The 24,696-nt window shown below is 66.3% G+C and carries 16 protein-coding genes; 10 read left to right on the top strand and 6 right to left on the bottom strand.

All coding sequences use genetic code 11. From position 1 onward, the window contains the following. The 4 genes from ACLP4W_RS26305 to ACLP4W_RS26320 all read left to right on the top strand — a co-directional run. Positions 1–1,934, top strand: a 1,934-nt coding sequence (locus tag ACLP4W_RS26305) for a type I polyketide synthase (protein ID WP_442390312.1), incomplete at its 5' end; no start/stop codon positions are given. 16 nt (positions 1,935–1,950) lie between these two features. Continuing rightward, on the top strand, positions 1,951–8,364 hold the full coding sequence (locus ACLP4W_RS26310; protein WP_442390313.1) for an SDR family NAD(P)-dependent oxidoreductase: 6,414 nt from the start codon (positions 1,951–1,953) through the stop codon (positions 8,362–8,364). A gap of 24 nt (positions 8,365–8,388) precedes the next feature. Beyond that, the gene (locus tag ACLP4W_RS26315; RefSeq protein ID WP_442390314.1) at positions 8,389–11,493 is read left to right on the top strand and encodes a type I polyketide synthase; all 3,105 of its coding nucleotides are present in this window, start codon (positions 8,389–8,391) and stop codon (positions 11,491–11,493) included. Between the two features lie 176 nt (positions 11,494–11,669). Then, positions 11,670–12,731: a type III polyketide synthase gene (locus ACLP4W_RS26320; RefSeq protein ID WP_442390315.1), complete on the top strand. Its 1,062-nt coding sequence runs from the start codon at positions 11,670–11,672 to the stop codon at positions 12,729–12,731. Here the strand turns inward: ACLP4W_RS26320 and ACLP4W_RS26325 are convergent. Genes ACLP4W_RS26325 through ACLP4W_RS26335 form a run of 3 tightly spaced genes read right to left on the bottom strand, consistent with a single transcriptional unit; the run spans position 12,714 to position 16,568 of the window. Then, the gene (locus ACLP4W_RS26325; protein WP_442390326.1) at positions 12,714–13,997 is read right to left on the bottom strand and encodes a cytochrome P450; all 1,284 of its coding nucleotides are present in this window, start codon (positions 13,995–13,997) and stop codon (positions 12,714–12,716) included. The genes ACLP4W_RS26320 and ACLP4W_RS26325 overlap by 18 nt on opposite strands. 20 nt (positions 13,998–14,017) lie before the next feature. Then, positions 14,018–14,842, bottom strand: a complete 825-nt coding sequence (locus tag ACLP4W_RS26330; RefSeq protein WP_442390327.1) for an SGNH/GDSL hydrolase family protein — start codon at positions 14,840–14,842, stop codon at positions 14,018–14,020. Continuing rightward, entirely contained in the window at positions 14,787–16,568 is a 1,782-nt protein-coding gene (locus ACLP4W_RS26335) for an ABC-F family ATP-binding cassette domain-containing protein (protein ID WP_442390316.1), read from the bottom strand. The genes ACLP4W_RS26330 and ACLP4W_RS26335 overlap by 56 nt, the downstream gene beginning before the upstream one ends. A gap of 120 nt (positions 16,569–16,688) precedes the next feature. Here ACLP4W_RS26335 and ACLP4W_RS26340 point away from each other — a divergent pair, with 120 nt between their 5' ends. The 5 genes from ACLP4W_RS26340 to ACLP4W_RS26360 all read left to right on the top strand — a co-directional run bounded on the left by ACLP4W_RS26340 (position 16,689) and on the right by ACLP4W_RS26360 (position 21,633). Next, positions 16,689–17,210, top strand: a complete 522-nt coding sequence (locus ACLP4W_RS26340) for an SET domain-containing protein (protein WP_442390317.1) — start codon at positions 16,689–16,691, stop codon at positions 17,208–17,210. Positions 17,211–17,530: 320 nt separating this feature from the next. Beyond that, positions 17,531–17,740, top strand: a complete 210-nt coding sequence (locus ACLP4W_RS26345; RefSeq protein ID WP_442390318.1) for a hypothetical protein — start codon at positions 17,531–17,533, stop codon at positions 17,738–17,740. 181 nt (positions 17,741–17,921) lie between these two features. Beyond that, positions 17,922–18,323 carry a DUF4189 domain-containing protein gene (locus ACLP4W_RS26350; protein ID WP_442390319.1) on the top strand — a complete coding sequence of 134 codons (402 nt, stop codon included), beginning with the start codon at positions 17,922–17,924 and terminating at the stop codon, positions 18,321–18,323. A gap of 71 nt (positions 18,324–18,394) precedes the next feature. Beyond that, a complete protein-coding gene (locus ACLP4W_RS26355) occupies positions 18,395–21,406 on the top strand; it encodes an acyl-CoA synthetase (protein ID WP_442390320.1) in 3,012 nt (1,003 codons plus the stop codon). Next, positions 21,406–21,633: a Trm112 family protein gene (locus ACLP4W_RS26360; RefSeq protein ID WP_442390321.1), complete on the top strand. Its 228-nt coding sequence runs from the start codon at positions 21,406–21,408 to the stop codon at positions 21,631–21,633. Before ACLP4W_RS26355 ends, ACLP4W_RS26360 begins: the two co-directional genes overlap by 1 nt. Here ACLP4W_RS26360 and ACLP4W_RS26365 read toward each other — a convergent pair. From ACLP4W_RS26365 to ACLP4W_RS26375, 3 genes are read right to left on the bottom strand one after another with little or no spacing between them, the layout of a single operon-like run. Beyond that, the gene (locus ACLP4W_RS26365; protein ID WP_442390322.1) at positions 21,599–22,222 is read right to left on the bottom strand and encodes a TetR/AcrR family transcriptional regulator; all 624 of its coding nucleotides are present in this window, start codon (positions 22,220–22,222) and stop codon (positions 21,599–21,601) included. The two genes, ACLP4W_RS26360 and ACLP4W_RS26365, sit on opposite strands and share 35 nt — an antisense overlap. A gap of 1 nt (position 22,223) precedes the next feature. After that, complete coding sequence (locus tag ACLP4W_RS26370; RefSeq protein WP_442390323.1) at positions 22,224–23,042, bottom strand: ABC transporter permease; 819 nt, start codon at positions 23,040–23,042, stop codon at positions 22,224–22,226. Then, on the bottom strand, positions 22,976–23,740 hold the full coding sequence (locus tag ACLP4W_RS26375) for an ABC transporter ATP-binding protein (protein WP_442390324.1): 765 nt from the start codon (positions 23,738–23,740) through the stop codon (positions 22,976–22,978). The genes ACLP4W_RS26370 and ACLP4W_RS26375 overlap by 67 nt, the downstream gene beginning before the upstream one ends. Positions 23,741–23,966: 226 nt before the next feature. Here ACLP4W_RS26375 and ACLP4W_RS26380 point away from each other — a divergent pair, with 226 nt between their 5' ends. Further along, positions 23,967–24,578, top strand: coding sequence for a DNA-3-methyladenine glycosylase (locus ACLP4W_RS26380; protein WP_442390325.1), 612 nt, complete (start codon positions 23,967–23,969; stop codon positions 24,576–24,578). The last annotated feature ends 118 nt before the right edge of the window (positions 24,579–24,696 follow it).

The raw sequence follows: 24,696 nt of genomic DNA on the forward strand, positions 1-24,696 counted from the left end.
TGTACGGGTTGTCCGTATTGGCCGGCGTCAAGGCTGGCGAAAAGGTCTTGGTGCATGCCGCCACCGGCGGGGTTGGCATGGCGGCGGTGCAGTTGGCTCGGCATTGGGGTGCAGAGGTTTTCGCGACCGCCAGCCGCGGCAAGTGGGACACGTTGCGCGCGATGGGCTTTGACGACGACCATATCGGCGATTCTCGGTCGTTGGAATTCGAACAGAAGTTTCTCGCGACCACCGACGGTGCCGGTGTCGATGTGGTGCTCAACTCGCTGGCGGGCGAGTTCCTCGACGCCTCACTGCGATTGCTGGTCCGTGGCGGGCGCTTCATCGAGATGGGCAAGACCGACCCGCGCGATCCCCAGCTGATCGCAACCGAACACCAGGGAGTGCGATACCGGGCATTCGACCTGATCGAGGCCGGACCCGACGGCATAGCAGCGATGCTGGCCGAGTTGATGGAATTGTTCGGCGCTGATGCGTTGGCGCCGTTGCCGGTCACGACTTTTGATGTGCGGTGCGCTTCGGCGGCGTATCGCTATGTCAGTCAGGCCCGCCAGATCGGCAAGGTGGTGCTGACCCAGGGCGGTGGCCTGGCCGGGGGCAGCGTGGTGATCACCGGGGGTACCGGGATGGCCGGTTCGGCGCTGGCCGCTCATCTGGTGGCTCGCTACGGGGTGGCCCATGTCGTGTTGGTCAGCCGCAGCGGCGCCGACGCCGAGGGCGTCGCGGAGTTGGTGGCCCGGCTCGAAGACGGTGGGGCACAGGTAACAGTGGCGGCCTGCGATGTCGCCGATCGCGACGCGGTCGCGGCCCTGATTGCAGAACTGCCGGCCGACTGTCCGCTCAAGGGTGTGTTCCATGCCGCGGGGGCCCTCGATGACGGGTTGATCGCGTCGTTGACGCCGGAGCGGGTGGATGCGGTGTTGCGGGCCAAAGTCGATGGGGCCTGGAACTTGCATGAGCTCACCCGGTATCTGGATTTGTCGGCGTTCGTGATGTTTTCGTCGATGGCCGGCATCGTGGGGACCCCGGGCCAGGCCAACTACGCGGCGGCCAACAGTTTTCTGGACGGGTTGGCCGCCTACCGGCGCTCCCATGGCCTGGCCGGGTTGTCGGTGGCCTGGGGGCTGTGGGAACAGACCAGCGCAATGACCCAACACCTGGCGGATCGCGACAAGGCCCGCATGAGCCGGGTCGGGCTGGCGCCCATGCCAACCGAGCAGGCACTGGGGCTGTTGGATACCGCGATGCTCACCGATCGTCCCGTGCTGGCGGCCACCCGCCTCGACCCTGCCGCGCTGGCCGGCCACAGCGCGGCGCTGCCACCGCTGCTGAGTCAATTGGTCAATCGCCCCACCCGACGTGTCATCGATGAAACCGACGCGACGGCGGCCTCGATGACGAGCCTCGTGGCACGCCTACAAGGTCTGTCCGCTGAGCAGCGGCACTACGAACTGGTGAACCTGGTCTGCGCCAACGCTGCCACTGTGTTGGGCCACGCGAGCGCAGCAGACATCAACGCCGGCAGCGTTTTTCAAGGCCTCGGTTTTGACTCGCTGACCGCCGTCGAATTACGCAACCGGCTCAAAACCGCTACTGGACTCAGTCTTTCGCCCACGCTGATCTTCGACTACCCGACCCCCGTGGTGCTGGCAGAACATCTCGACGGCCGGCTGGGGGTCACCACCACGGGCGGCGGCCAACCCAACCTGATGGCCCGCTTCAACGACATCGCCCGCGAACTGCAAACGCTGCTCAGCCAACCCGACTGGAAAGCCGAAGACAAACCGCACCTGACCGCCCGCATCCAAGCCCTGCTGGCGACGCTAGGCGCGCACCTCGGCCCCGAGGGCCCCCAGGATGCCGGCGACGAGGACCTCGACACCGCCACCGAAAGCCAGCTCTTCGCCATCCTCGACGAAGAACTCGGCCGATAAGAGACAAGGAGCATCAGTGTCGGGCACCGACAAGCACGTTGACTACCTGAAGCGCCTCACCGCGGATCTGCGGCGCACTCGGCGGCGGCTGTCGGAGCTGGAAGGCAAGCTGTCCGAGCCGATAGCGGTGGTGGGGATGGCGTGCCGTTATCCGGGCGGTGTGGATTCGCCCGAGGGCTTGTGGGACATGGTGATCGAGGGCCGCGACGCGGTGTCGGACTTTCCCACGGACCGGGGCTGGGACATAGCGGGCTTGTACGACCCGGACCCCGACACCCCAGGCAAAATGTACGTGCGCCAGGGCTCATTCCTCGCCGACGTGAGCGACTTCGATGCCGCATTCTTTGGTGTCGGGCCCAGCGAGGCGCTGGCGATGGATCCGCAGCAGCGGTTGATGCTGGAGCTGTCGTGGGAAGCGTTGGAGCGGGCTGGGATTGACCCGACAGCGTTACGCGGTTCGGCGACGGGCGTCTACGCCGGCGTAATCCATGATAGCTACGGGGGCCTGATGGAGGGGGAGCTGGAGAGCTACGGGCTCACCGGCTCGACGCTGAGCGTGGTTTCGGGACGGGTGTCGTACGTGCTTGGCCTGGAAGGCCCGGCGGTGTCGGTCGATACGGCGTGTTCGTCTTCGTTGGTCGCATTGCATTTGGCGGCGCGCTCGTTGCGGTCGGGGGAGTGTGACCTCGCGCTGGTCGGCGGTTTGACGGTGATGCCCACCCCAGGGCCATTTGTGGAATTCAGCCGCCAGCGGGCGCTTGCGGCGGATGGCCGGTGCAAGGTCTATGCGGGTGCCGCCGACGGCACCGCATGGTCTGAAGGCGCGGGCGTCGTTGTGGTGGAGCGCCTGGCGGACGCGCGGCGCTCAGGGCATCCGGTGCTGGCCCTGCTGCGCGGCTCGGCGGTAAATCAGGACGGTGCCTCCAACGGACTAACCGCGCCGAATGGACCGTCCCAGCAACGGGTCATCCGGACCGCGCTGGCAGGCGCCGGGCTGACCGCGGCGGACGTCGACGTTGTCGAAGGGCATGGGACCGGTACCAGACTCGGGGATCCGATTGAGGCGCAGGCACTTCTGGCGACCTATGGGCAGGATCGGCCGGCCGATCGGCCGCTGTGGTTGGGGTCCATCAAGTCCAACATCGGTCACACATCGGCCGCCGCGGGGCTGGCCGGGGTGATCAAGATGGTGCAGGCGATCCGGCACGGCGTGCTGCCGCAGACATTGCACGTGGATGTGCCCACGCCGCACGTGGATTGGTCGGCGGGCGCGGTTTCGTTGTTGACGGAGGCGCGACCGTGGCCGGTGGGGGATGGGCCACGCCGAGCGGGAGTATCGGCATTCGGAATCAGCGGGACCAATGCGCACGTGATCCTGGAACAAGCTCCCGCGGAACCGACGCCAGAAAGCGTTGTGGCTGAGCGCGATGACTCAGAGGACTCAGTGGACCACACAACGACGGCGTGGGTGTTGTCCGCCCGCTCGGAGCAGGCGCTGACCAATCAGGCCAGGCGGTTGCTTGCGCATCTGGCCGGCAGCGATGGCTCGGGGGCGGATCTGAGTCCGGTGGATGTGGGTTGGTCGTTGGTGACGACGCGGTCGGTGTTCGAGCATCGAGCCGTCTTGGTGGGCGCCGACCGTGAGCACCTGATGACGGAATTGGCCTGGCTGGCCGCTGGTGAACCGGGCGCGGGTGTGGCGGTGAGGCGTGCCCGCCCGGCCGGCAAGACGGTATTTGTATTCCCCGGACAGGGCTCCCAGCGGCTGGGAATGGGTCAGCAGCTCTACGGCCGGTTTCCGATGTTCGCCAAGGCGTTTGACGAGGCGGCGGCGGCGCTGGATCCGCACCTGAGGTTGCCGCTGCGGCAGGTGATTTGGGGCAGCGATGCCCAGCTGCTGCAAAGCACGGAGTTCGTGCAGCCGGCGTTGTTTGCCGTCGAGGTGGCGTTGGCGGCGTTATTACAGCACTGGGGTGTGGTGCCGGACGTGGTGACCGGTCATTCGGTGGGCGAGATCACCGCGGCTCACGTAGCGGGCGTGTTGTCGCTAGAGGATGCGGCCAAAGTGGTGGCCGCGCGCGGGCGGCTGATGGCGGCACTGCCCGAAGGCGGGGCGATGGTGGCCATAGCCGCCGGCGAGGCGGAGGTGGCCCCCGAGCTCACCGACGGAGTAAGCCTTGCGGCGGTCAATGGCCCGAACGCCTTGGTGATTTCGGGTGCCGACGCGCCGGTGGCTGAGTTGGCGGACCGGTTCGCGCAGCAGGGCAGACGCGTGCATCGGCTGGCGGTATCACACGCGTTTCATTCGGTATTGATGGAGCCCATGCTCGAGCAGTTCTCGCACGTACTGACCGGAATTTCGGCCGCGCAACCGCGGATGGAGTTGGTGTCCAACCTGACCGGGCAGTTGGCGGGTCCGGGATATGGGTCGGCGCAGTATTGGGTCGATCACGTCCGCCAGCCGGTGCGTTTTGCCGACGGGGTGCGGGCCGCCGAATCGTCGGGTGCCGGGGTTTTTGTGGAGGTGGGTCCCGGCGGTGGTCTCAACGTCGCGGTGGAACAGTCGTTGACCGGTGAGCCGGCGGCGTCGGTGGTGGCGCTGGCCAAAAACCGCCCGGAGGCCGAGTCGCTGCTGGCCGCGCTGGGGCAGTTGTTCACCAGCGGTGTGGACGTCGACTGGCCCGCGGCGCTCGGGGGTGGGCGCCGGGTCGACCTGCCGACGTATGGGTTTGTGCGGCAGCGGTTTTGGCTGGCTACCACAGCTGGGTCGGCGGACGTGCGCGGTGTCGGCCTGACGCGGGCCGGCCATCCGTTGTTGGGCGCGGTGGTGGAGCGACCCGATTCCGGCGGGGTGGTGCTGACGGGCTCGTTGTCCGTGGGGGATTTGCCGTGGCTGGCCGATCACGTAGTCGACGGGGTGGTGATATTTCCCGGCGCGGGATTCGTGGAGTTGGTGTTGCGGGCCGGCGACGAGGTCGGGTGCTCGGTGGTCGAGGAGCTGACGTTGTTGGCTCCCTTGGTGTTGCCGCCGGATGGTGGCGCTCGGGTCCAGGTCGTCGCCGATGCCCCGGACAAGTCGGGCTCTCGCGCCGTCTGGGTCTATTCGCGGCATGCGGGCTCGGATTCGGCGTGGATGTTGCACGCCCAGGGCGCGTTGAGTGCGGGGTTGCCCGACCCGTCCACGGACTTGTCGGTGTGGCCGCCCGCGGGGGCCTCGGCGATGGATACGGATGACGCGTATGAGGTGTTGGCGCGTCGGGGCTATGAGTATGGGCAGGCGTTTCGGGGTCTGCGGGCGTTGTGGCGGCGGGGGCAGGAGGTCTTTGCCGAGGTGACCGCCGGTGAGGGCTTGGCGGTAAGCGGGTTTGGGATTCACCCGGCGGTGCTGGATGCAGCGTTGCACGCGTGGGGGGTCGCCGAAGGTGGGGATGCGACAATGTTGCCGTTTTCCTGGCAGGGGGTGTGTTTGTATGCCGCGGGCGCGTCAAGGGTTCGGGTCCGGATAGCACCCGCCGGCACCGGGGCGGTGTCGGTGGACTTGGCTGATGGCGCGGGCTTGCCGGTTCTGTCGGTGCGGGAGTTGGTGGTTCGTCCGGTCTCCGCGGGCGCGTTGTCGGCCGCGGTCGCGGCGGCCGCTGGTGGCGGCGGGGGGTTGTTCGAAGTCGGATGGTCACCGGCGCCGTTGGGAAACAATCACATTGACGGCGACGGCGTTGTGGTGTGGGAGCCAAGTCGTGGCGCCGCCGGTGTGGTCGGGTCAGTACACGCGGCCACGCGCGAGGCGTTGGGGACGTTGCAGTCGTGGCTGGCCGGGGATGGGTCGGGCGTGCTGGTCGTGCTGACTCATGGGGCTGTGGGTCTGGCCGGCGAGGATGTTACGGACTTGGCGGGTGCGGCGGTGTGGGGATTGGCGCGTTCCGCTCAGGCCGAGCATCCGGGGCGGGTGGTGTTGGTCGATTCGGACGGATCAGTGGATGTCACAGAGGCAATCGGTTGTGGTGAGCCGCAATTAATCGTGCGATCCGGTGTGGTGCACGCGGCCCGGATGGCCCCGGTGGGGGCGGGGGCGGTGTTGGAATTACCGCCCGGCGGGTGGCGGTTGGCTGCTGGCGGCGCGGGCACGCTGGAGGACGTGGTGGTGGCCCCAGCCGGGTCGGCGGAGTTGGCGGCCGGGCAGGTGCGGGTGGCGGTGGCCGCGGTGGGGGTGAATTTCCGGGATGTGTTGGTGGCGTTGGGCATGTATCCCGGCGGCGGGGAGCTGGGCGCTGAGGGCGCCGGGGTGGTCGTCGAGGTCGGTGCCGGGGTCCAGGGGCTGGCTGTTGGCGATGCGGTGGTGGGGTTGTTGGGGGTGGTGGGTTCTGAGGTGGTGGTGGATGCGCGGTTGGTGACCGCGGTGCCGGCGGGGTGGTCGCTGGTGCGCGCTGCCGGGGTGCCGGTGGTGTTCTTGACGGCGTTGTATGGGTTGTCGGTGTTGGCGGGCCTGAAGGCCGGAGAAAAGGTGTTGGTGCATGCCGCCACCGGTGGGGTGGGGATGGCGGCGGTGCAGTTGGCCCGGTATTGGGGTGCGGAGGTTTTCGCTACCGCCAGCCGCGGGAAGTGGGACACGTTGCGCGCGATGGGCTTTGACGTCGACCACATCGGTGATTCCCGGTCGTTGGAGTTCGAACAGAAGTTTCTGGCGGCCACCGACGGCGCGGGGGTCGACGTGGTGCTCAATTCGTTGGCCGGCGAGTTCCTTGACGGCTCACTGCGATTGCTGGTCGGTGGTGGGCGCTTCGTCGAGATGGGCAAGACCGACCTGCGCGACCCCCAGCAGGTGGCGGCCCAGCACCACGGAGTGGTCTATCGGGCGTTCGACCTGATGGAGGCCGGACCGGACCGCATAGCCGCGATGCTGGCCGAGCTGATGGGATTGTTCGGCGATGGCGTGTTGGCTCCGTTGCCGGTCAAGGCGTTTGATGTGCGTTGTGCCTCGGCGGCGTATCGGTTTGTCAGTCAGGCCCGCCAGATCGGCAAGGTGGTGCTGACCCTGCCCGACGGGCCGGGTGATGCGGTGCTGGCGGGGTCAGGTGGTGGGCTCGCCGGTGGCAGCGTGGTGATCACCGGTGGTACCGGGATGGCCGGTTCGGCGCTGGCCGCTCATCTGGTGGCCCGTTATGGGGTGGCGCATGTGGTGTTGGTCAGCCGCCGCGGCGCCGATGCCGACGGTGTGGCGGGGCTGGTGTCCCGGCTCGAAGGCGCCGGGGCACAGGTAACGGTGGCGGCCTGCGATGTCGCCGATCGCGATGCGGTGGCGGCGTTGCTCGCGCAGCTGCCGGCGCAATATCCGCTCAAGGGGGTGTTTCACGCCGCCGGGGTGCTCGATGACGGGTTGATCGCGTCGTTGACGCCGCAGCGGGTGGATGCGGTGTTGCGGGCCAAAGTCAATGGGGCCTGGAATCTGCATGAGCTCACCCAGGATCTGGATTTGTCGGCTTTCGTGATGTTTTCGTCGATGGCCGGCATTGTGGGCGCCCCGGGCCAGGGCAACTACGCGGCGGCCAACAGTTTTCTCGATGGGCTGGCTGCCCACCGGCGTGCCCATGGTTTGGCCGGGTTGTCGGTGGCCTGGGGGCTGTGGGAACAAGCCAGCGCCATGACCCAGCACCTGGCCGATCGCGATAAGGCCCGCATGAGCCGGGCCGGGCTGGCACCGCTATCCACGCCCAGGGCGTTACAGCTGTTCGACGACGCGATGCTGGCCGATCGCTCGGTGCTGGTGGCCGCCCGTGTCGACCCGGCGGGGCTGAGCACCAGCGGCGTTGTCCCGCCGTTGCTTTGTGACTTGGTCACCCGTCCAGGGCGACGGCTAGTCGTTGATGCCGACAGCACGGAGGCGATGTCGGGGTTGGCCGCACGGCTGCAGGGACTGAGTCCTGAGCAGCGTCACGGCTTGCTGGTGGAATTGGTGTGTACCAACGCGGCAACCGTTTTGGGTCGTTCCAGCGCCGATATCGGTGCGGACCTGGCGTTCCAAGATCTGGGGTTTGACTCACTGACTGCCGTGGAGCTGCGCAACCGCCTCAAAAACGCTACCGGCCTTACCCTTTCGCCCGCGTTGATCTTCGACTACCCCACTCCGGCGGCGCTGGCCGAACACGTCGAAGGACAGCTGAGCTCCGTGACGATCAGCAACGGCACACCCAACAACGAAGCCGACCGGTTGGCTCGTTACCAGCGTTTCAGTGACATTGCCCGCGAATTGCAAACACTGCTAGACCAATCCGACTGGACCCCGGACGACAAGACACACTTCTCGGCGCGCCTCCAAACCATGCTGACCGACCTCACCGCCCCACCCCTCAACCAATCCCACGTCATCGACGACGACATCGCTACCGCGACCGAAAGCCAACTCTTCGCCATCCTCGACGAAGATGTCGGCGCCTGATACCGGCAACAATTTGAGGACGTTGTGGCACCGACAGACGTAGCAATCATCGGACTCGCATGCAGGTTCCCCGGCGCTGCCAACGCCGCGGATTTCTGGCGCCTCATGTGCGATGGACTCGAAGTCACCCACTTGCCGGGCGATGTTGCCGACTTCGACGCCGGCTTCTTCAACCTGTCGCCGCGCGAGGCCCGTGCGATGGACCCCCGCCAACGGCTGGCACTCGAACTGACCTGGGAAGTGTTCGAAGACGCATTTGTGCTGCCGGCCACGTTGCGCGGCGAACACGTCTCGGTTTACCTCGGCGCGATGAACGACGACTACGCGTTCCTGACGGTCGCTGCAGACAACGTCGACCATCACTCGTTTCCCGGCATCAGCCGGGCGATGATCGCCAACCGCATCTCGTTTGCGTTCGGATTGCAGGGCCCGAGCATGACCGTCGATTCCGGGCAATCGTCTTCTCTGGTGGCAGTGCACCTCGCCTGTGAAAGCCTGCGGACGGGTGCGTCGCCGCTGGCGATCGCAGGCGGCGTCCATCTGAACTTGGCAAGCCAAACGGCGATGCTCGAAACGAGATTCGGCGCGATATCGGCTTCGGGCCACACTCACGCGTTCGATCAACGCGCCGACGGCTACGTGCGGGGCGAAGGCGGCGCTCTTGTTCTGCTGAAGCCGTTGCGTGCAGCACTCGACGACGGAGACCGAATCCACGCCATCATTCGCGGTAGCGCCGTTGGCAACGCCGGAGACAGCGCCGCCGGGCTGACCGTGACCTCCGTGCCCGGAGAAGCCGACGTCATGGCGCGCGCGCTGTTGAGCGCGGGCGTGGATAGCAGTCAGGTCGACTACGTCGAGGCGCACGGAGCCGGTACCAAAATCGGCGATCCAATCGAGGCGAGGGCACTGGGTGAGGTTTTCGCCCACCGGCAACAGCGCCCCCTGAGTGTGGGGTCGGTGAAGACCAACATCGGCCACGCCGGGGGAGCCGCGGGAATCGCCGGCCTGATCAAGACCGCACTTGCGGTCGAAAACGCCCTGATACCACCGAGTCTGAATTTTGCCAATCCCGGGATTGATCTGGAGAGCCTCGGGCTTCGGATCAACACCAGCCTGACGCCCTGGCCGGCGGGAGATGGTCCGCGGCGGGCGGGGGTGTCGTCGTTCGGGATGGGCGGGACCAACGCGCACGCCATCATCGAAGAGGCACCGGCTGTGCTGGAAAGTGTTGCACCCAAACGTGATAATGGCAATCCGGTCATTCCTTGGGTGGTGTCCGGTCGTTCGGCGGAGGCGTTGCGGAATCAGGCTGGGCGGTTGCTGGGGCATGTGGGCGAGCACCCCGAGCTGGATGTGGTGGATGTGGGTTGGTCGTTGGTGACGACACGGTCGGTGTTTGAGCATCGGGCCGTTGTGGTCGGCGCTGATCGTGAGCAGTTGATGGCGGAGTTGGCCGGGCTGGCTGCCGGTGCGCCGAGCCCGGGTGTAGTGGCGGGACGTGCGCGCCCGGCGGGCAAGACGGTGTTTGTGTTTCCCGGGGAGGGTTCGCAGTGGCTGGGCATGGGACAGCAGCTCTGTCGCCGGTTTTCGGTCTTCGCCCGCGCTTTTGATGAGGCCGCGGCGGCGCTGGATCCCTATTTGCGGTTGCCGTCGCGGCAGGTGATATGGGGCGCCGATGCGCCACTGTTGCGCAGCACCGAGTTCGCCCAGCCCGCCTTGTTTGCGGTGCAGGTGGCGTTCGCGGCGTTGTTGCGGTCCTGCGGTGTGGTGCCGGATTTTGTGATGGGTCATTCAGCGGGCGAGATTACGGCGGCCCATGTGGCCGGTGCGTTGTCGTTGGCCGATGCGGCCAACCTGGTGGCTGCTCGGGGCCGTTTGATGGCAGATTTGCCGGGCGGCGGGGTAATGATCGCGGTGACCGCCAGCGAGGGTGAGGTGGCGCCGTTGCTGCGCGAGGGCGTGGATATCGCGGCAGTCAATGGTCCGAATTCGACGGTGATTTCGGGTGAGGAAGCTGCGGTGGGCGCCGTGGCGGATCGGTTGGCGGGGCTGGGGCGCCACGTGTACCGGTTGGCGGTGTCGCATGCGTTCCATTCGGCGTCGATTGAGCCTATGCTGGACCAGTTCGCGCAGGTGCTGTCCGAGTTGTCGGCGCGGGAGCCGCAAATTCGCCTGGTGTCCAACCTGACAGGCCAGTTGGCTGGGCCTGGCTATGGGTCGCCCCACTACTGGGTTGAGCATGCGCGTCAGCCGGTGCGCTTTGCCCAGGGCGTGCAGACAGTGGAGTCGCTGGGGGCTGGAGCGTTCGTGGAGGTTGGTCCCAGTGGGGGATTGACGGCGGCCGTGGAGCAGTCTCTGGCAAGTCTGACAACCGGGCACGCGACCTCGGTGGGAGCGCTGGCCAAAGACCGCGCCGAGGCCGATTCGCTGCTGACCGCGCTGAGTCAGTTGTTCACCGCGGGTGTGAGGGTGGATTGGGATGGTGTGTTAGCGGGTTTGGGAGCCCGGCGAGTGGAGCTGCCGACGTATGGGTTTGTGCGACAGCGATTTTGGCTGGGCGCGGGTGAATCTGGTGGCGGAGAAGCGCCCCGCTCGGTGACGAGTCGGTCGGCCGGCTTGGCCGAGAGGTTGCAACGGCTGACCCCTGTCGAGCAGCGCCGTCAGCTTGTGGAGTTGGTTTGCTCGCACGCGGCAACCGTCTTGGGGCACTCGAGCAGCGATGACATCGATAGCGAGCGTGCTTTTCACGAGCTCGGCTTCAACCAGGCGACCGGCGTCGAACTACGCGACCGTCTCAAAGCCGATACCGGGTTGGCCGGACCAGCACTGCCGCGCACACTGATCTTCGACTATCCCACTCCAACTGCGCTGGCCAATCATCTCGCTCAACAACTACTGCGCGGCCACCGCGAAGAATCCGACGACGAGAAGATCTGGTCTGCGCTGAGAAAGATCCCACTACAAGAGCTTCGGCGGACCGGATTGCTCGACAAGCTAATGCTGCTGGCCGGCATGCCCGAAAAGTCCGATCTTGACGACACTATCGGCGACGACGTCATCGACGCGCTAAGCCCCGACGCGTTAATCGCGATGGCGCTTAACGCGGCGGATGACGACGATATTCACTGATATTCGCTGACGTTCAAAGACGAAACCCCCGCTGCCAGGCCGTATTACGAGTCGCTTATACAACACACGTCGAATAGGCCAATCAAACATATGTTGAATAAGAAGGGTTTTGCGAAGCCATCCGCAGCGGCCTAGACTTTGAATGTCGTCATTGAGCAGGGTAAATAAGGCGGGGCATGAGCGTCATCGCAGGTGTGTTCGGTGCGTTGCCACCGTACCGTTACAGCCAGAGGGAAATCACCGACTCAATTGTCGAGTTCCCCTCGTTGAAAGAGCACGAGGAGATTATCCGGCGCCTGCATGCCGGCGCGAAGGTCAACAGTCGTCACCTGGTGTTGCCGCTGGAGAAATATGCCTCGCTGACCGACTTCGGCAATGCGAACGAGGTCTTTATCGAAGAAGCAGTGGACCTTGGCTTCTTGGCGCTGCAAGGCGCGCTTGAAGAGGCGGGTTTACAACCGCAGGACGTCGACATGATCGCCAGCACGACGGTTACCGGCATAGCGGTCCCGTCGTTGGAAGCCCGCATCGCCGGACGACTCGGCCTGCGGCCGGATGTGCGCCGTGTGCCGCTGTTCGGACTGGGCTGTGCGGCCGGGGCGGCCGGAGTGGGCCGGCTGGACGACTATCTGCGTGGTGCGCCCGACGGCGTCGCGGCGCTGGTGTCGGTCGAGCTTTGTTCGCTCACGTTCCCGGCGGTCAAGCCGACCGTGTCCGGTCTGGTCGAAACCGCGCTGTTCGGTGACGGAGCGGCCGCGGTGGTGGCCGTCGGCGAGCGTCGTGCCGAACGGGTTCGGGTCGGCGGGCCGGACATCGTCGCTTCGTTCAGTCGGCTCTATCCGGAATCGCTGCACGTCATGGGCTGGAACGTCAACCCCTCCGGCCTGCAGCTCGTGATGTCTCCCGAGCTGGCTTCCGTCGTCGAGCGGCACCTGGCCGACGACGTCAATCGGTTCCTGACCCGGCACGAGATGAGCAAGGATGACATCGGCGCTTGGATCGGCCATCCCGGTGGTCCCAAGGTCGTGGACGCGATCGCCAAGAGCCTTCAGCTGCCGTCGGAGGCGCTCGAGCTGACCTGGCGCTCGATGGCCGAGATCGGCAACCTGTCGTCGGCCTCGGTGCTGCACATATTGCGCGACACCATCGCCAAACCGCCGCCCAGCGGAAGCCCCGGGCTGATGATCGCGATGGGTCCGGGATTCTGCTCTGAACTTGTGCTACTGCGCTGGCACTGAGCCGGCGATTTCGACGGTAAGCCCCGGCTGGGGGCTCAGTGCGGCGAGGTTGTGCGCCCGGATCCGCTGCGGCGGCAACCGCAGCTTGGTCCTGGCGACCAGCCGAGCGAGCATGACGGTCATCTCGGTGGTGGCCATCACGGCCCCGATGCACCGGTGTAAGCCCCCGCTGAAGGGAATGAATTCGTGTGGCGCGGGCTTGCGGTAGTCCCGGGAGCCGGGGTCCCAACGCAGCGGCCGGAATTCGGTTGGCTCGGGCCACACCTCGGGGATCCGGTGGGTGACGTAGGGGCTGAAGATCAGCAATCGGCCCGCCCGGATGCGGTGGCCGTCGAACCAGAGGTCGCGCATCACCCTGCGGGCCGAGATGACTCCGGGCGGGTACAGCCGAAGCGTCTCGTGGACGACGCCGTCGAGGTAAGTCAGCGCGGCGAGGTCTTCGGCGGTCGGCGGTCGATCGCCGAGCACACGATGAACTTCGTCGGCGGCGGTGTCCCAGGCGCCCGGGAGGGTCAGCAGCGTGTAGGCGGCCCAGGCCATCGCGCCGCTGGTGGTCTCGTAGCCGGCGGTGATCAGCGAAATGATCGAATCGCGAATCTCATTGTCACTCAATGCATAATCTTCGTCTCCGCGACCGCTGATCAACATGGTCAACATGTGGTCGTCGGGCCTGGGCGCAGTGCGTGCGTCGGCGATCAGGGCGTCGATGAGGTCGTTGATGCGGGTGCGGGCGGTCATCGCCCGCCGCCACGCAGGCGTCTTTGCCCACCGCTGCATGTGCATGACTTGCGGTAGCTGGTGGGTGAGATCCAGCAGGGGCTGCAGTTGTTCACCAAGGAAGTCGGAGTGCGCGGCTATGCGCGGGCCGAAAAGCGACTCGGCGGTGCTGCGCCGGACCGCCGAGCGGAACTGTTGGTAGATGTCCAGCCGCTGCCCGGGCCGCCAGCCGTCGATCACGGTGTCGATATTGGACACCATGGTCCGCACATAGTTCTTTATCTCCCGGTGACGCAGCCCGGGCGCGATGACGCTGCGACGACGCTGGTGGTCCGCGCCGTCGCTCACGATCAGCGCCGTGGGCCCGTCGACGATGGCCAGGTTCTCAAACGTCCGGCGCCAGCTGAACGCACCGGCGTTGGCGAACACGAACTTGTTTGCCTCTGGCCCCAGCAAGTAGGTGTAGCCGTGCCGGCCGATTCCGGAATTGATCACCGGGCCCCGTCGCCGATACAGCATCAACAACGCTTCGCCGGGTGGATAGCGCACCGGCCGATACGGCTGTTGCCTCACGGCGTTGCTCGCTGGCTCGGGCAATCCAGGAACCGCTGAACGGCTTCCGTCAGAATTCGGCCGCCCCGGGTGTTGAGATGGATGCCGTCGATGTGGAACTGCCACCCGTTGATTCGCGCGATCTCGTCGAAACTGCGCCGCAGGATCGTCTCGCGGAGCAGATAGTCGCGGTAGAAGGACGGAAAGGAGAACCGGGTAAAAGCCTTGGCGGTCTGTGAGCGCTCCAGCTCGTCCTGGAAGGCTTCGTAGAACACGATGTACTCGGTTCCCTCGCGCGACGAGACCTCCCGAATCACGCGGTTGTAGGCGGTGCACAGGTCATTCAGCCGTGCTTGAACGGGATGTTGGGAATGGGGGTCTTCTCCCACGGGCGCAAGGGAACTCAGCGCGACCGTCGCGTCGGTCTCCTGCCGCAACCTTCGTGCGATCAGTTCGAGGTCCTTCTGAAATCGCTGCGCGGTGGGCTCTTCCGGCAGCTCCTTCCACACGCGAACGATCCTGCGAAAGTTGGGAAACACGCTGGCCAGGATGTCGTTCGTGCCGATCAGGACGATCACCCGGTCGGGCCGGATGCCGATAACGCGGCGCATACGCCTGATGACGTTGAACGACAGGTCGCCGCCCACCCCGAGGTTGACGAACCGAAACCGGTTGTTTTGCGGTCGGCTCTGCAACTCGGCGATCCACCCGTAGGTTCCCTTCGACGCGGTGGTGCTGGAGCCAACGCACGCGACCGTCTCAATCGGGCCGGAATTCACAATCCGATTATTCGAGCATCTCCGAGAGCTCCAACCAGCGGCTCTCCATTCCGGTGATCTCACCCTCAAGCGCGCGCAACTCCTGGGTCAGTCGGGTCACGCCGACGTGGTCGGACTGGTCGTGTTCGGCGAGTTCGAGCTGTTTGGCCGCGATGCGGTCGGCGAGGCGTCCGAGTTGGCGGTCGATCGCCGCCAGCTCCTTTTCTGTGGCGCGTCGTTGCGCGCCGGACATTGCCTGCGGCTGCTCGGGCGACGGCTGGGTGGCTGCGGTGGTCGTCCGATTCGCGGCCAGCCGCAAATATTCGTCGATGCCGCCGGGTAGATGCCGCAACCGACCGTCGAGGATCGCGTACTGCTGATCGGTGACCCGCTCGAGCAGATATCGGTCGTGCGAGACGACGATCAAGGTGCCGGCCCAGGAATCGAGCAAATCCTCGGTGGCGGTGAGCATGTCGGTGTCGACGTCGTTGGTGGGCTCGTCGAGGAGCAACACGTTGGGTTCGGACAACAACGTGAGCATCAGCTGCAACCGCCGTCGCTGACCGCCGGAGAGATCGTCCACTCGCGCGGAGAGCTGGCCGCGCGCGAACCCGAGTCGCTCCAACAGCTGGGCCGGGGTGACCTCCCGGTCGTCAACCTGATAGCCGCCGCGCAGCCTGCCCAGCATGTCGGAGATCCGGTCGCCGGCGACCGCCGCCAGCTTCTCGCCCTGCTGGTCGAGCACCGCCAACCGAACGGTCTTGCCGCGTTTGACGCGCCCGCTGTCTGGCTGGATGGTGCCGGCGATCAGCCCCAGCAGCGTCGACTTCCCGGCGCCGTTGGCTCCGACGATGCCGGTGCGCTCGCCCGGGGCGATCCGCCATTCGACATCCCGCAGCACCGGGCGGCCTCCAAAAGACGGGTAGGAGACCGACACATCGAGCAGATCGATGACATCTTTGCCGAGCCGGGCGGTCGCCAGCTTGGCCAGCTCGACGTTGTTGCGCAGCGGCGGCACGTCGGCGATCAGTTGGTTGGCGGCGTCGATCCGGAACTTCGGCTTGGAGGTTCGCGCCGGCGGGCCCCGGCGCAGCCACGCCAGCTCTTTGCGCATCAGGTTTTGCCGCTTGGCCTCGGCCGCGGCGGCCAGCCGGTCGCGCTCGACGCGCTGCAGCACATAAGCGGCGTACCCGCCTTCGAACGGCTCGACGATCCCGTCGTGCACCTCCCATGTCGTGGTGGCAACTTCGTCGAGAAACCAGCGGTCGTGTGTTACCAGCAGCAGCCCGCCGGTGTTGCGCGGCCAGCGTTGCCGCAGATGGCCGGCCAGCCAGGTGATGCCTTCGATGTCCAGATGGTTGGTGGGCTCGTCGAGGGCTATCACGTCCCATTCGCCGACCAGCAGCCTGGCCAGCTGGACCCGCCGGCGCTGGCCGCCGCTGAGCGTGGCAACCGTTGCGTCCCAGGCGATGTCGGCGACCAGACCGCCGACCACGTCACGAACCCGTGGGTCACCCGCCCACTGGTGCTCGGCCTGGTCACCCACCAGTGTCCAGCCGACGGTGTGGTCCGGATCGAGGGTGTCCGCCTGGCTCAGCGCGCCGACCCGCAATCCGCTGCGCTGGGTGACCCTGCCGGAGTCGGGTTGCAGCTGACCGGTCAGCAGACCCAGCAGGCTGGACTTGCCGTCGCCGTTTCGCCCCACGATGCCGATGCGTGCGCCGTCGCTGACTCCGAGCGTGACCGACTCGAATACCACCTGGTTCGGATATTCCAGGTGTACGGCCTCGGCTCCCAGTAGGTGCGCCACCGGGCCAAAGCTACCGGTGTCCCATTAGCTCGACCCGACGCATGCGGCCGACTTCAAATGCCTCTGCCGGTGCCACGACCAAACAATTACCTTCGTCCTACCGCCACTAGCGTGGGAAACGTGGTTTCATCGTGGATCAGCCCAAAAGCGCGCAAGGGCATCCGCAGCGGGATAGCGGGACGCGGGCTGTTCGCCACCGAGCGAATCGACGCCGGTGAGATCGTCGCCGTTAAGGGCGGGCACATCGTGACTACGAGGCAACTTAATGACCTGCACGATCCGCTACCGAACTCGGCGATTCAGATCACCGACGGGCTACACCTGGTGGCGCTGTCGCCGGAGGAGTACGAGCCGGTAATGCTGTTCATCAACCACTCCTGCGAACCCAACGTCGGTTTTGCCGGCAACATCGTGTTGGTCGCCATGCGGGATGTCACTGCCGACGAGGAACTCACCACCGACTACGCGCTGTTCGACGATTACGACGGACAAATGGCCTGCCACTGCAACACCGCTTCTTGCCGGCGCGTGATCGACGGGCACGACTGGCGGCGACGCGACCTGCAACACAGGTACCACGGATATTTCTCGTGGTACCTCCAACGCAAAATCACCGAAACCCGTAGCGGCACCCAGAAATAAGCGGCTGACGGCGCGCCAGCTGCGCGGTCGACGGCGTTAAACGGTACTTTCGCTAATTGGTACCACCACCTGGTCACAACGTTCTGGGCTGAGCTGGATGCGTCCGTGGATGACCTACAGGAAAGCAAGGTCCCCCTGAAGGAGAACACGGGCGGCGCGCTCGACGTATGTGGGCGTTCGAAATCTGTCCGGCTCGCGTTAACCTCGGGTCGATCATCAATTCTCGACAGATCGGACGATCCATGGCCGAGACCGTTACATCGCGCGATTCGACACGCATGCCGCCAGGGCGCAATCACCGTCGCCGAGCGGTGATACCCGTGCGGCGCTTTGCGCTCGGCGTCGCCACCGGCTTCGTGCTCGCCGTGTCGCTGCTCGTCGCGTGCGGCGGAAACTCCACGGAGGAGGACATACTCTTTGTCAAACAGCACCTATACCTCAACGGCCCGGACGGGGCGAAGTTCGAGATCAGCGTCGTCAAGGACGCGAGTGGCAAGGACGTGGTGACCGCGACGCGCGTCGGCAACTGACAAAGCGAACTGTCGCCCCGGCTGCTGCCACGTTAGCCAATGTCGCGAAAACCACTGTGCTGCGATCCTGCTCAGCGCTCAAGGCCGTCTACCCGCCGCCGACCAGGATCGCCCGCTGTTCTAACGGAGCTCAGAATCAGTTCTTATCCGGTTCCGAGCCGCGGCTGCGACTGTGGACGTCGTGACCCTGAGGAACGTTGGGCTCGCCGCGATGATCGGCGTTCTGGTCGCCTCTGGATCGCTGGCTGCGCCGGTGGCCAAAGCCGATATCAGTCTTGAATGTCACCCGGGCTGCTGGGGAGCGATCGCGGCGTCGCCCTCGACCGGGCAAGAAGCGATCCGACTCAACTATTCGACTCACCAAAGGGCGGAAGACGCCGCCGTCCTGTGGTGCGACGTCACTGGCAAGACGAACGATTGCCAGGCAGTGATATCGGGACTGGGCTGTCTGTCGATCGCGGAGAGCAGCGACGGGAAAACGTTCGCGGGGCGGCAAGCGTTCTTCCAAGACGCGGCTGACGCGGCAGCCTTGGACGGTGCGGGACCCGGTTCGAAGATCGACCTCAACGGCTGCAGCGGCTGACGGTGGGTATGCCGGCCGCTGCTCCGCCGCCGCATGGGCAAACTGCCTGATCAAAACCACCCGGCGGGCCGATGTGCCATGATGTCCAAGCTGTACAGATTCAGGGAGCAGCGGTGGATCTCAATTTTTCGATGGTCACACGACCGGTCGAGCGTCTGATCGCAACAGCACAGAACGGGCTGGAGGTCTTGCGCCTGGGGGGTTTGGAAACTGGCAGCCTCCCGTCGCCGTCCCGGATCGTCGAGAGCGTACCAATGTACAAGCTGCGACGGTATTTCCCGCCGGACAGCCGGCCCGGGCAGCCGGCGGTGGGGCCGCCCGTGCTGATGGTGCACCCGATGATGATGTCGGCCGACATGTGGGACGTCACCCGGGAAGACGGCGCGGTGGGGATTCTGCACGCCAACGGGCTGGATCCGTGGGTCATCGATTTCGGCTCGCCCGACCAGGTCGAAGGCGGCATGCGCCGCAACCTCGCCGACCACATCGTCGCGCTCAGTGAGGCGATCGACACGGTCAAGAACGAAACCGGCAACGATGTGCACCTGGTCGGCTATTCGCAGGGCGGGATGTTCTGCTATCAGGCCGCGGCATACCGCCGTTCGAAGAACCTCGCCAGCATCGTGGCGTTCGGTGCTCCGGTGGACACCCTGGCCGCGTTGCCCATGGGCATTCCGCCGAACTTCGGTGCGGCCGCCGCGAATTTCATGGCCGATCACGTCTTCAGCCGCCTGGCGATCCCAAGCTGGATGGCGCGCACGGGTTTTCAGATGATGGACCCGCTCAAAACCGCCAAGGCCAGGGTCGATTTCGTGCGTCAGCTGCACGATCGGGAGGCGCTGCTGCCGCGCGAGCAGCAGCGCAGATTCCTTGAACGCGAAGGGTGGATCGCGTGGTCGGGCCCGGCGATCTCCGAGTTGCTCAAGCAGTTCATCGCGCACAACCGCATGATGACGGGAGGTTTCGCAGTCAAGGGGCAGATGGTGACGCTCACCGACATCACCTGCCCGGTGCTGGCCTTCGTCGGCGAGGTTGACGACATCGGCCAGCCAGCGTCGGTGCGTGGCATCCGGCGGGCGGCACCGCACGCCGAGGTCTACGAATGCATCATCCGCACGGGCCATTTCGGCCTCGTCGTCGGATCCAGGGCGGCAAAGGAGAGCTGGCCCACCGTCGCGGCCTGGGTGCAATGGCTGTCCACCGGCGGCGACAAGCCCGCGGGCATCGACCTGATGGGTGATCAACCGGAAGAGCACACCGACAGCGGCGTCGCGTTGAGCTCCCGGCTGGCGCACGGCATCGGGGAAGTCTCCGAGGCGGCGTTGGGGCTGGTGCGCGGCACGGCCGACGCCGTCGTCGCGGCCAACAAATCCATGCGGACCCTGGCCGTCGAGACGGTCCGGACCCTGCCGCGGCTGGTCCGGCTGGGACAGATCAACGATCACACCCGCATCTCGCTGGGCCGCATCATCGAGGAACAGGCACACGACGCCCCGCAGGGCGAATTCCTCTTGTTCGACGGGCGCGTGCACACATACGAGGCCGTGAACCGGCGCATCAACAACGTCGTTCGTGGCCTGATCGAAGTCGGGGTGCGGCAGGGTGACCGCGTGGGCGTCCTGATGGAAACCCGGCCCAGCGCGCTGGTCGCCATCGCCGCACTGTCCCGGCTGGGAGCGGTCGCCGTGGTGATGCGGCCAGACGCCGACCTGGTGGCCTCGGTCCGGCTCGGGGGAGTGACCGAGATCCTGACCGATCCCACCAACCTCGAGGCGGCGCGACAGCTGCCGGGGCAGATTTTGGTGCTGGGCGGCGGTGAGTCGAGAGATCTGCATCTGACCGAGGACGCGAACGTCATCGACATGGAACAGATCGACCCGGACGCCGTCGAGCTGCCCGCTTGGTACCGGCCCAACCCGGGGTTGGCCCGGGATCTGGCGTTCATCGCGTTCAGCACGGCCGGCGGCGAGTTTGTGGCCAAGCAGATCACCAACTACCGGTGGGCGGTGTCGGCCTTCGGGACCGCCTCGACGGCCGCCCTTGACCGCCGCGACACCGTGTACTGCTTGACGCCGCTGCACCACGAGTCCGCGCTGCTGGTCAGCCTGGGCGGCGCGGTCGTCGGCGGCACCCGCATCGCGCTGTCACGCGGCCTGCGCCCGGACCGGTTCGTCCACGAGGTGCGGCAGTACGGCGTCACCGTGGTGTCCTACACCTGGGCCATGCTGCGCGACGTCGTCGACGATCCCGCGTTCGTGCTGCAGGGCAATCATCCGGTGCGCCTGTTCATCGGCTCGGGTATGCCGACCGGGTTGTGGGACCGGGTCGTCGATGCGTTCGCTCCCGCGCACGTCGTCGAGTTCTTCGCCACCACCGACGGACAAGCGGTGCTGGCCAACGTGTCGGGCGTCAAGATCGGCAGCAAGGGCCGCCCGCTGCCCGGCGCCGGTCTAGTCGAGCTGGCCGCCTACGACGCCGAACACGACCTGATCCTGGAGAACGACCGCGGTTTCGTACAGATCGCTGACGCCAACCAGATCGGGGTGTTGCTCGCCCAGTCCAACGGGCCGATCGATCCGACCGCGTCCGTCAAGCGGGGGGTCTTCGCGCCCGCCGACACCTGGATCTCCACGGAGTACCTCTTCTACCGCGACGACGACGGCGACTACTGGCTGGCGGGCAGGCGAGGCTCGGTGATCCGCACCGCGCGCGGGTTGGTGTACGCGGAACCGGTCACCGACGCGCTCGGCCTCATCAACGGCGTCGACCTCGCGGTGACCTACAACGTGCCGGTGGGTGACCGGCAGGTGGCGGTATCAGCGGTGACGCTCCTGCCCGGAGCCACCATCACCGCGGCCGACCTGACCGAATCCGTCGCCAAGATGCCCATCGGGCTGGGCCCCGACATCGTGCACGTGTGTCCGGAAATGACGCTGAGCGCGACCTACCGTCCCACCGTCAGCGCCCTGCGGGCCGCCGGGATCCCCAAGCCGGGACGCCAGGCCTGGTATTTCGACGCGGACAGCACCCAGTTCCGCCGGCTGACCCCCGGGATACGGTCCGAGCTGAGCGGCGCGCGCTGATGCTCGACGATTCCCTGCTGAGCATTCTGGTGTGCCCGGCCGACCGGGGTCCGTTGCTGCTGGTCTCCGAGGAAAGCGGGGCCGAGTTGCTGTACAACCCACGGCTGCGGCGCGCCTACCGCATCGAGGACGGCATCCCGGTGCTGCTGATCGACGAGGCCCGCGACGTCGACGACGACGAGCACGCCCGGCTCATGGCGCGAGCACGTCCGGCAGATCCCCGGTGAGGTAGCGCTGCAGGTTCGGCGCGATGGTTTGCGCGATCTGCTCGGCCGGCAGCGACGCGAACGGCTCCAGTTGCAGGATGTAGCGCGCCAGCACCACGCCCACCAGCTGCGACGCGACGAACTGGATGCGGATGCTGCCGCTGCCCGGAGGATCGTCGACGCGGCTACCCACTTCGACCGCGATCAATTCCTGGATGAACGAACGGAACAGGTTGACCTCCGACCCGGCCAGGATCGACCGCAGCGTGGCGATCAGCCCAGCGCCCATCTCGGAGTCCCACAGCGGCAACAACATTGACGGCAGCTTGTAGCCGAGTTCCTCGACAGGCACTTCGCGCAACGGGCCGATCACGTCCATCGGGTCGATCGGGAGGTGAACGGCCGCGGCGAACAGCTTTTCCTTGGTGCCGAAGTAGTGATGCACCAGCGCCGAATCGACGCCCGCCGCCGCGGCCACCGCACGTATCGAGGTGTTGCCAATCCCATTGCGGGCGAACAGTTCTCGGGCACTGGCCAGGATGCGATCCCGGGCGCCGGAGCTCCCGGCCGGTCGCCCGGGCCGCCTGCGCCCGGTGTTGGTGGCCGTCACGCTAGGCCGTCCGTCGTCGTAGCGTCGCCGCGGCCAGGCACAGCGCCGCGATCGCGAAACCCAGCACGACAACGATGTCGCGCACCGTGACGTAGGTCAGGTCGGTGTGCGCTCCCACCTGCTGCAGGGCCTCCAGTGCGTAGCTGGCCGGCAGCACGTTGCTGAGCCACTGCAGCCAGTGCGCCATTAACGCCCGGGGCACGATGATGCCGGCCAGCAGCAGCTGGGGGACCATCACCAGCGGTATGAATTGCACGGCCTGAAACTCGGTGCGGGCGAACGCGCTACAAAGTAGGCCCAGACCGACACCCAGCACGGCATTGACGATCGCGATCACGAACACCCAGACTGGGCTGCCGGCAGTGTCGAAGCCGAGCAGCCAAAACGACACGGCGCACGCCACAATCGCTTGCACCGCAGCGGCAATCGAGAACGCGGTGCCATAGGCGATCAGCAGGTCGAGTCTGCGCAGCGGCGTGGTCAGAATGCGCTCCAATGTCCCCGAGGCCCGTTCGCGCTGCATCGTTATCGACGTGATGATGAACATAACGAAAAGCGGGAAAAGGCCCAGCAGGATCAGGCAGGCGTTGTTGAACGGCGACGGCGTGCCCGGGCGGTGCGGAGCGTTTTCGAACATGAAGTACATCAGCGTGATGACCAACACCGGCACCACCAGGATCAGCGCGACGCTGCGGTGATCGGCGGCCAGCTGGCGCAGGATGCGCGCCGTGGTGGCCGAGTAGCCCTGTAGCGTCAGCCGGCCGCGGGCACGGTGGTGTGCCGGATGATGGACAGGAACGCTTCCTCCAGTGACTTGCATCCGGTTTCCTTCCGTAGTCGATCGGGTGTGGTGTGGGCCAGGAGCCGCCCCTCGCGCATCAGCAGGAGGTCGCCGCAGCGATCGGCCTCGTCCATGACGTGGCTGGACACCAACAACGTGACACCGGTTGCGGCGAGCCCCGTGAAGGTTTCCCATAGGTCGGCACGCAGCACGGGGTCGAGCCCGATAGTGGGCTCGTCGAGGACCAGCAGGTCGGGGCGGCCGACCAGCGCGCAGGCCAGGGACACGCGGGCACGCTGCCCGCCCGACAAGTTGGTGCAGTAGGCGCTGCGCTGGTCCTGCAGGTCCACCGCCTGGACGGCCTCCTCGGCGGCTTGTCCGTCGACGCCGTACAGCGCGGCGAAGTAGCGGATGTTGTCGATGACCCGCAGGTCGTTGTAGATGGTCGCGTCCTGGGGCATGTAGCCGACCCGTCGTCGTAGCGGGGCCGACCCAGCCGAGTGGCCGAGCACCGTCAGCGAGCCTCCGGTGAGGATCTGGGTCCCGACGATGCAGCGCATCAGCGTGGTCTTGCCGGATCCGGACGGCCCGAGCAGGCCGGTGATCGTGCCGCGGGCGATCTGGACGGAGATGTCTTGCACCGCAGGCACTTTGCCGCGGAGTACCTGGAGATTCTCGATGGTGATGGCCGGGGCGGCGCCATCGCGTAGTAATTCATCACTCGATGAACTCATCATATGATGAATATTCGCCTCTGGTTCGGGATTGTCAAGAGCCCGGGGCTTGATGGTGGTGACCCGCTGCGCCCAGCGCCGCTGGGCTTGCGATCACCACAAGGTTGGATGGTGGTGACCCGCTGCGCCCAGCGCCGCTGGGCTTGCGATCACCACAAGGTTGGATGGTGGTGACCCGCTGCGCCCAGCGCCGCTGGGCTTGCGATCACCACAAGGCACAATCTCTGCGGTGAGCGCTGATCAACTGGCAATCGACCCGGTCGCGGCCGCGCATCGATTGCTCGGCGCCACCCTCACCGGACGCGGGGTGCGCGGGATCGTCGTCGAGGTCGAGGCCTACGGCGGGGTTCCCGACGGCCCATGGCCGGATGCCTCGGCCCACTCGTACCGCGGCCTCAACGGCCGGAACGCCGTGATGTTCGGGCCGCCGGGCCGGCTCTACACCTACCGCAGCCACGGGATTCACGTGTGTGCCAATGTGTCGTGCGGACCGGACGGAACCGCCGCGGCTGTCTTGCTGAGGGCCGCCGCACTAGAGGACGGCATCGATGTCGCGCGCGCCCGCCGCGGTGTGTTGGTCCGTTCCGCGGCGCGGGCGCGCGGTCCGGGCAACCTGTGTTCGGCTCTGGGAATTACCATGGACGACAACGAGATTGACCTATTCGACCCGAATAGTCCGGTGACCCTGGAACTCAACGACCCACTGACCGCCGTCTACGGTCCTCGCGTCGGGATAAGCCAAGCCGCCGACAGGCCGTGGCGGCTCTGGCTTGCGGGGCGACCGGAGGTTTCGGCCTACCGCCGCAGCCCCCGCGCGCCGGCGCCGGGCGCCAGCGACTGATATGGAGGGGACTTTGTCAAGGGGCAGGGTGAAGCGGCGGCCGCAACCGTCGTCGTGGCCGCCGCTTCGTTGACCGGATGAGTCCTTGGTGGCGTCGAGCGTGTCGTGTCGACGCGTG

This window comes from Mycobacterium sp. (assembly GCF_052145595.1).
In the GTDB taxonomy this organism is placed as follows: domain Bacteria; phylum Actinomycetota; class Actinomycetes; order Mycobacteriales; family Mycobacteriaceae; genus Mycobacterium.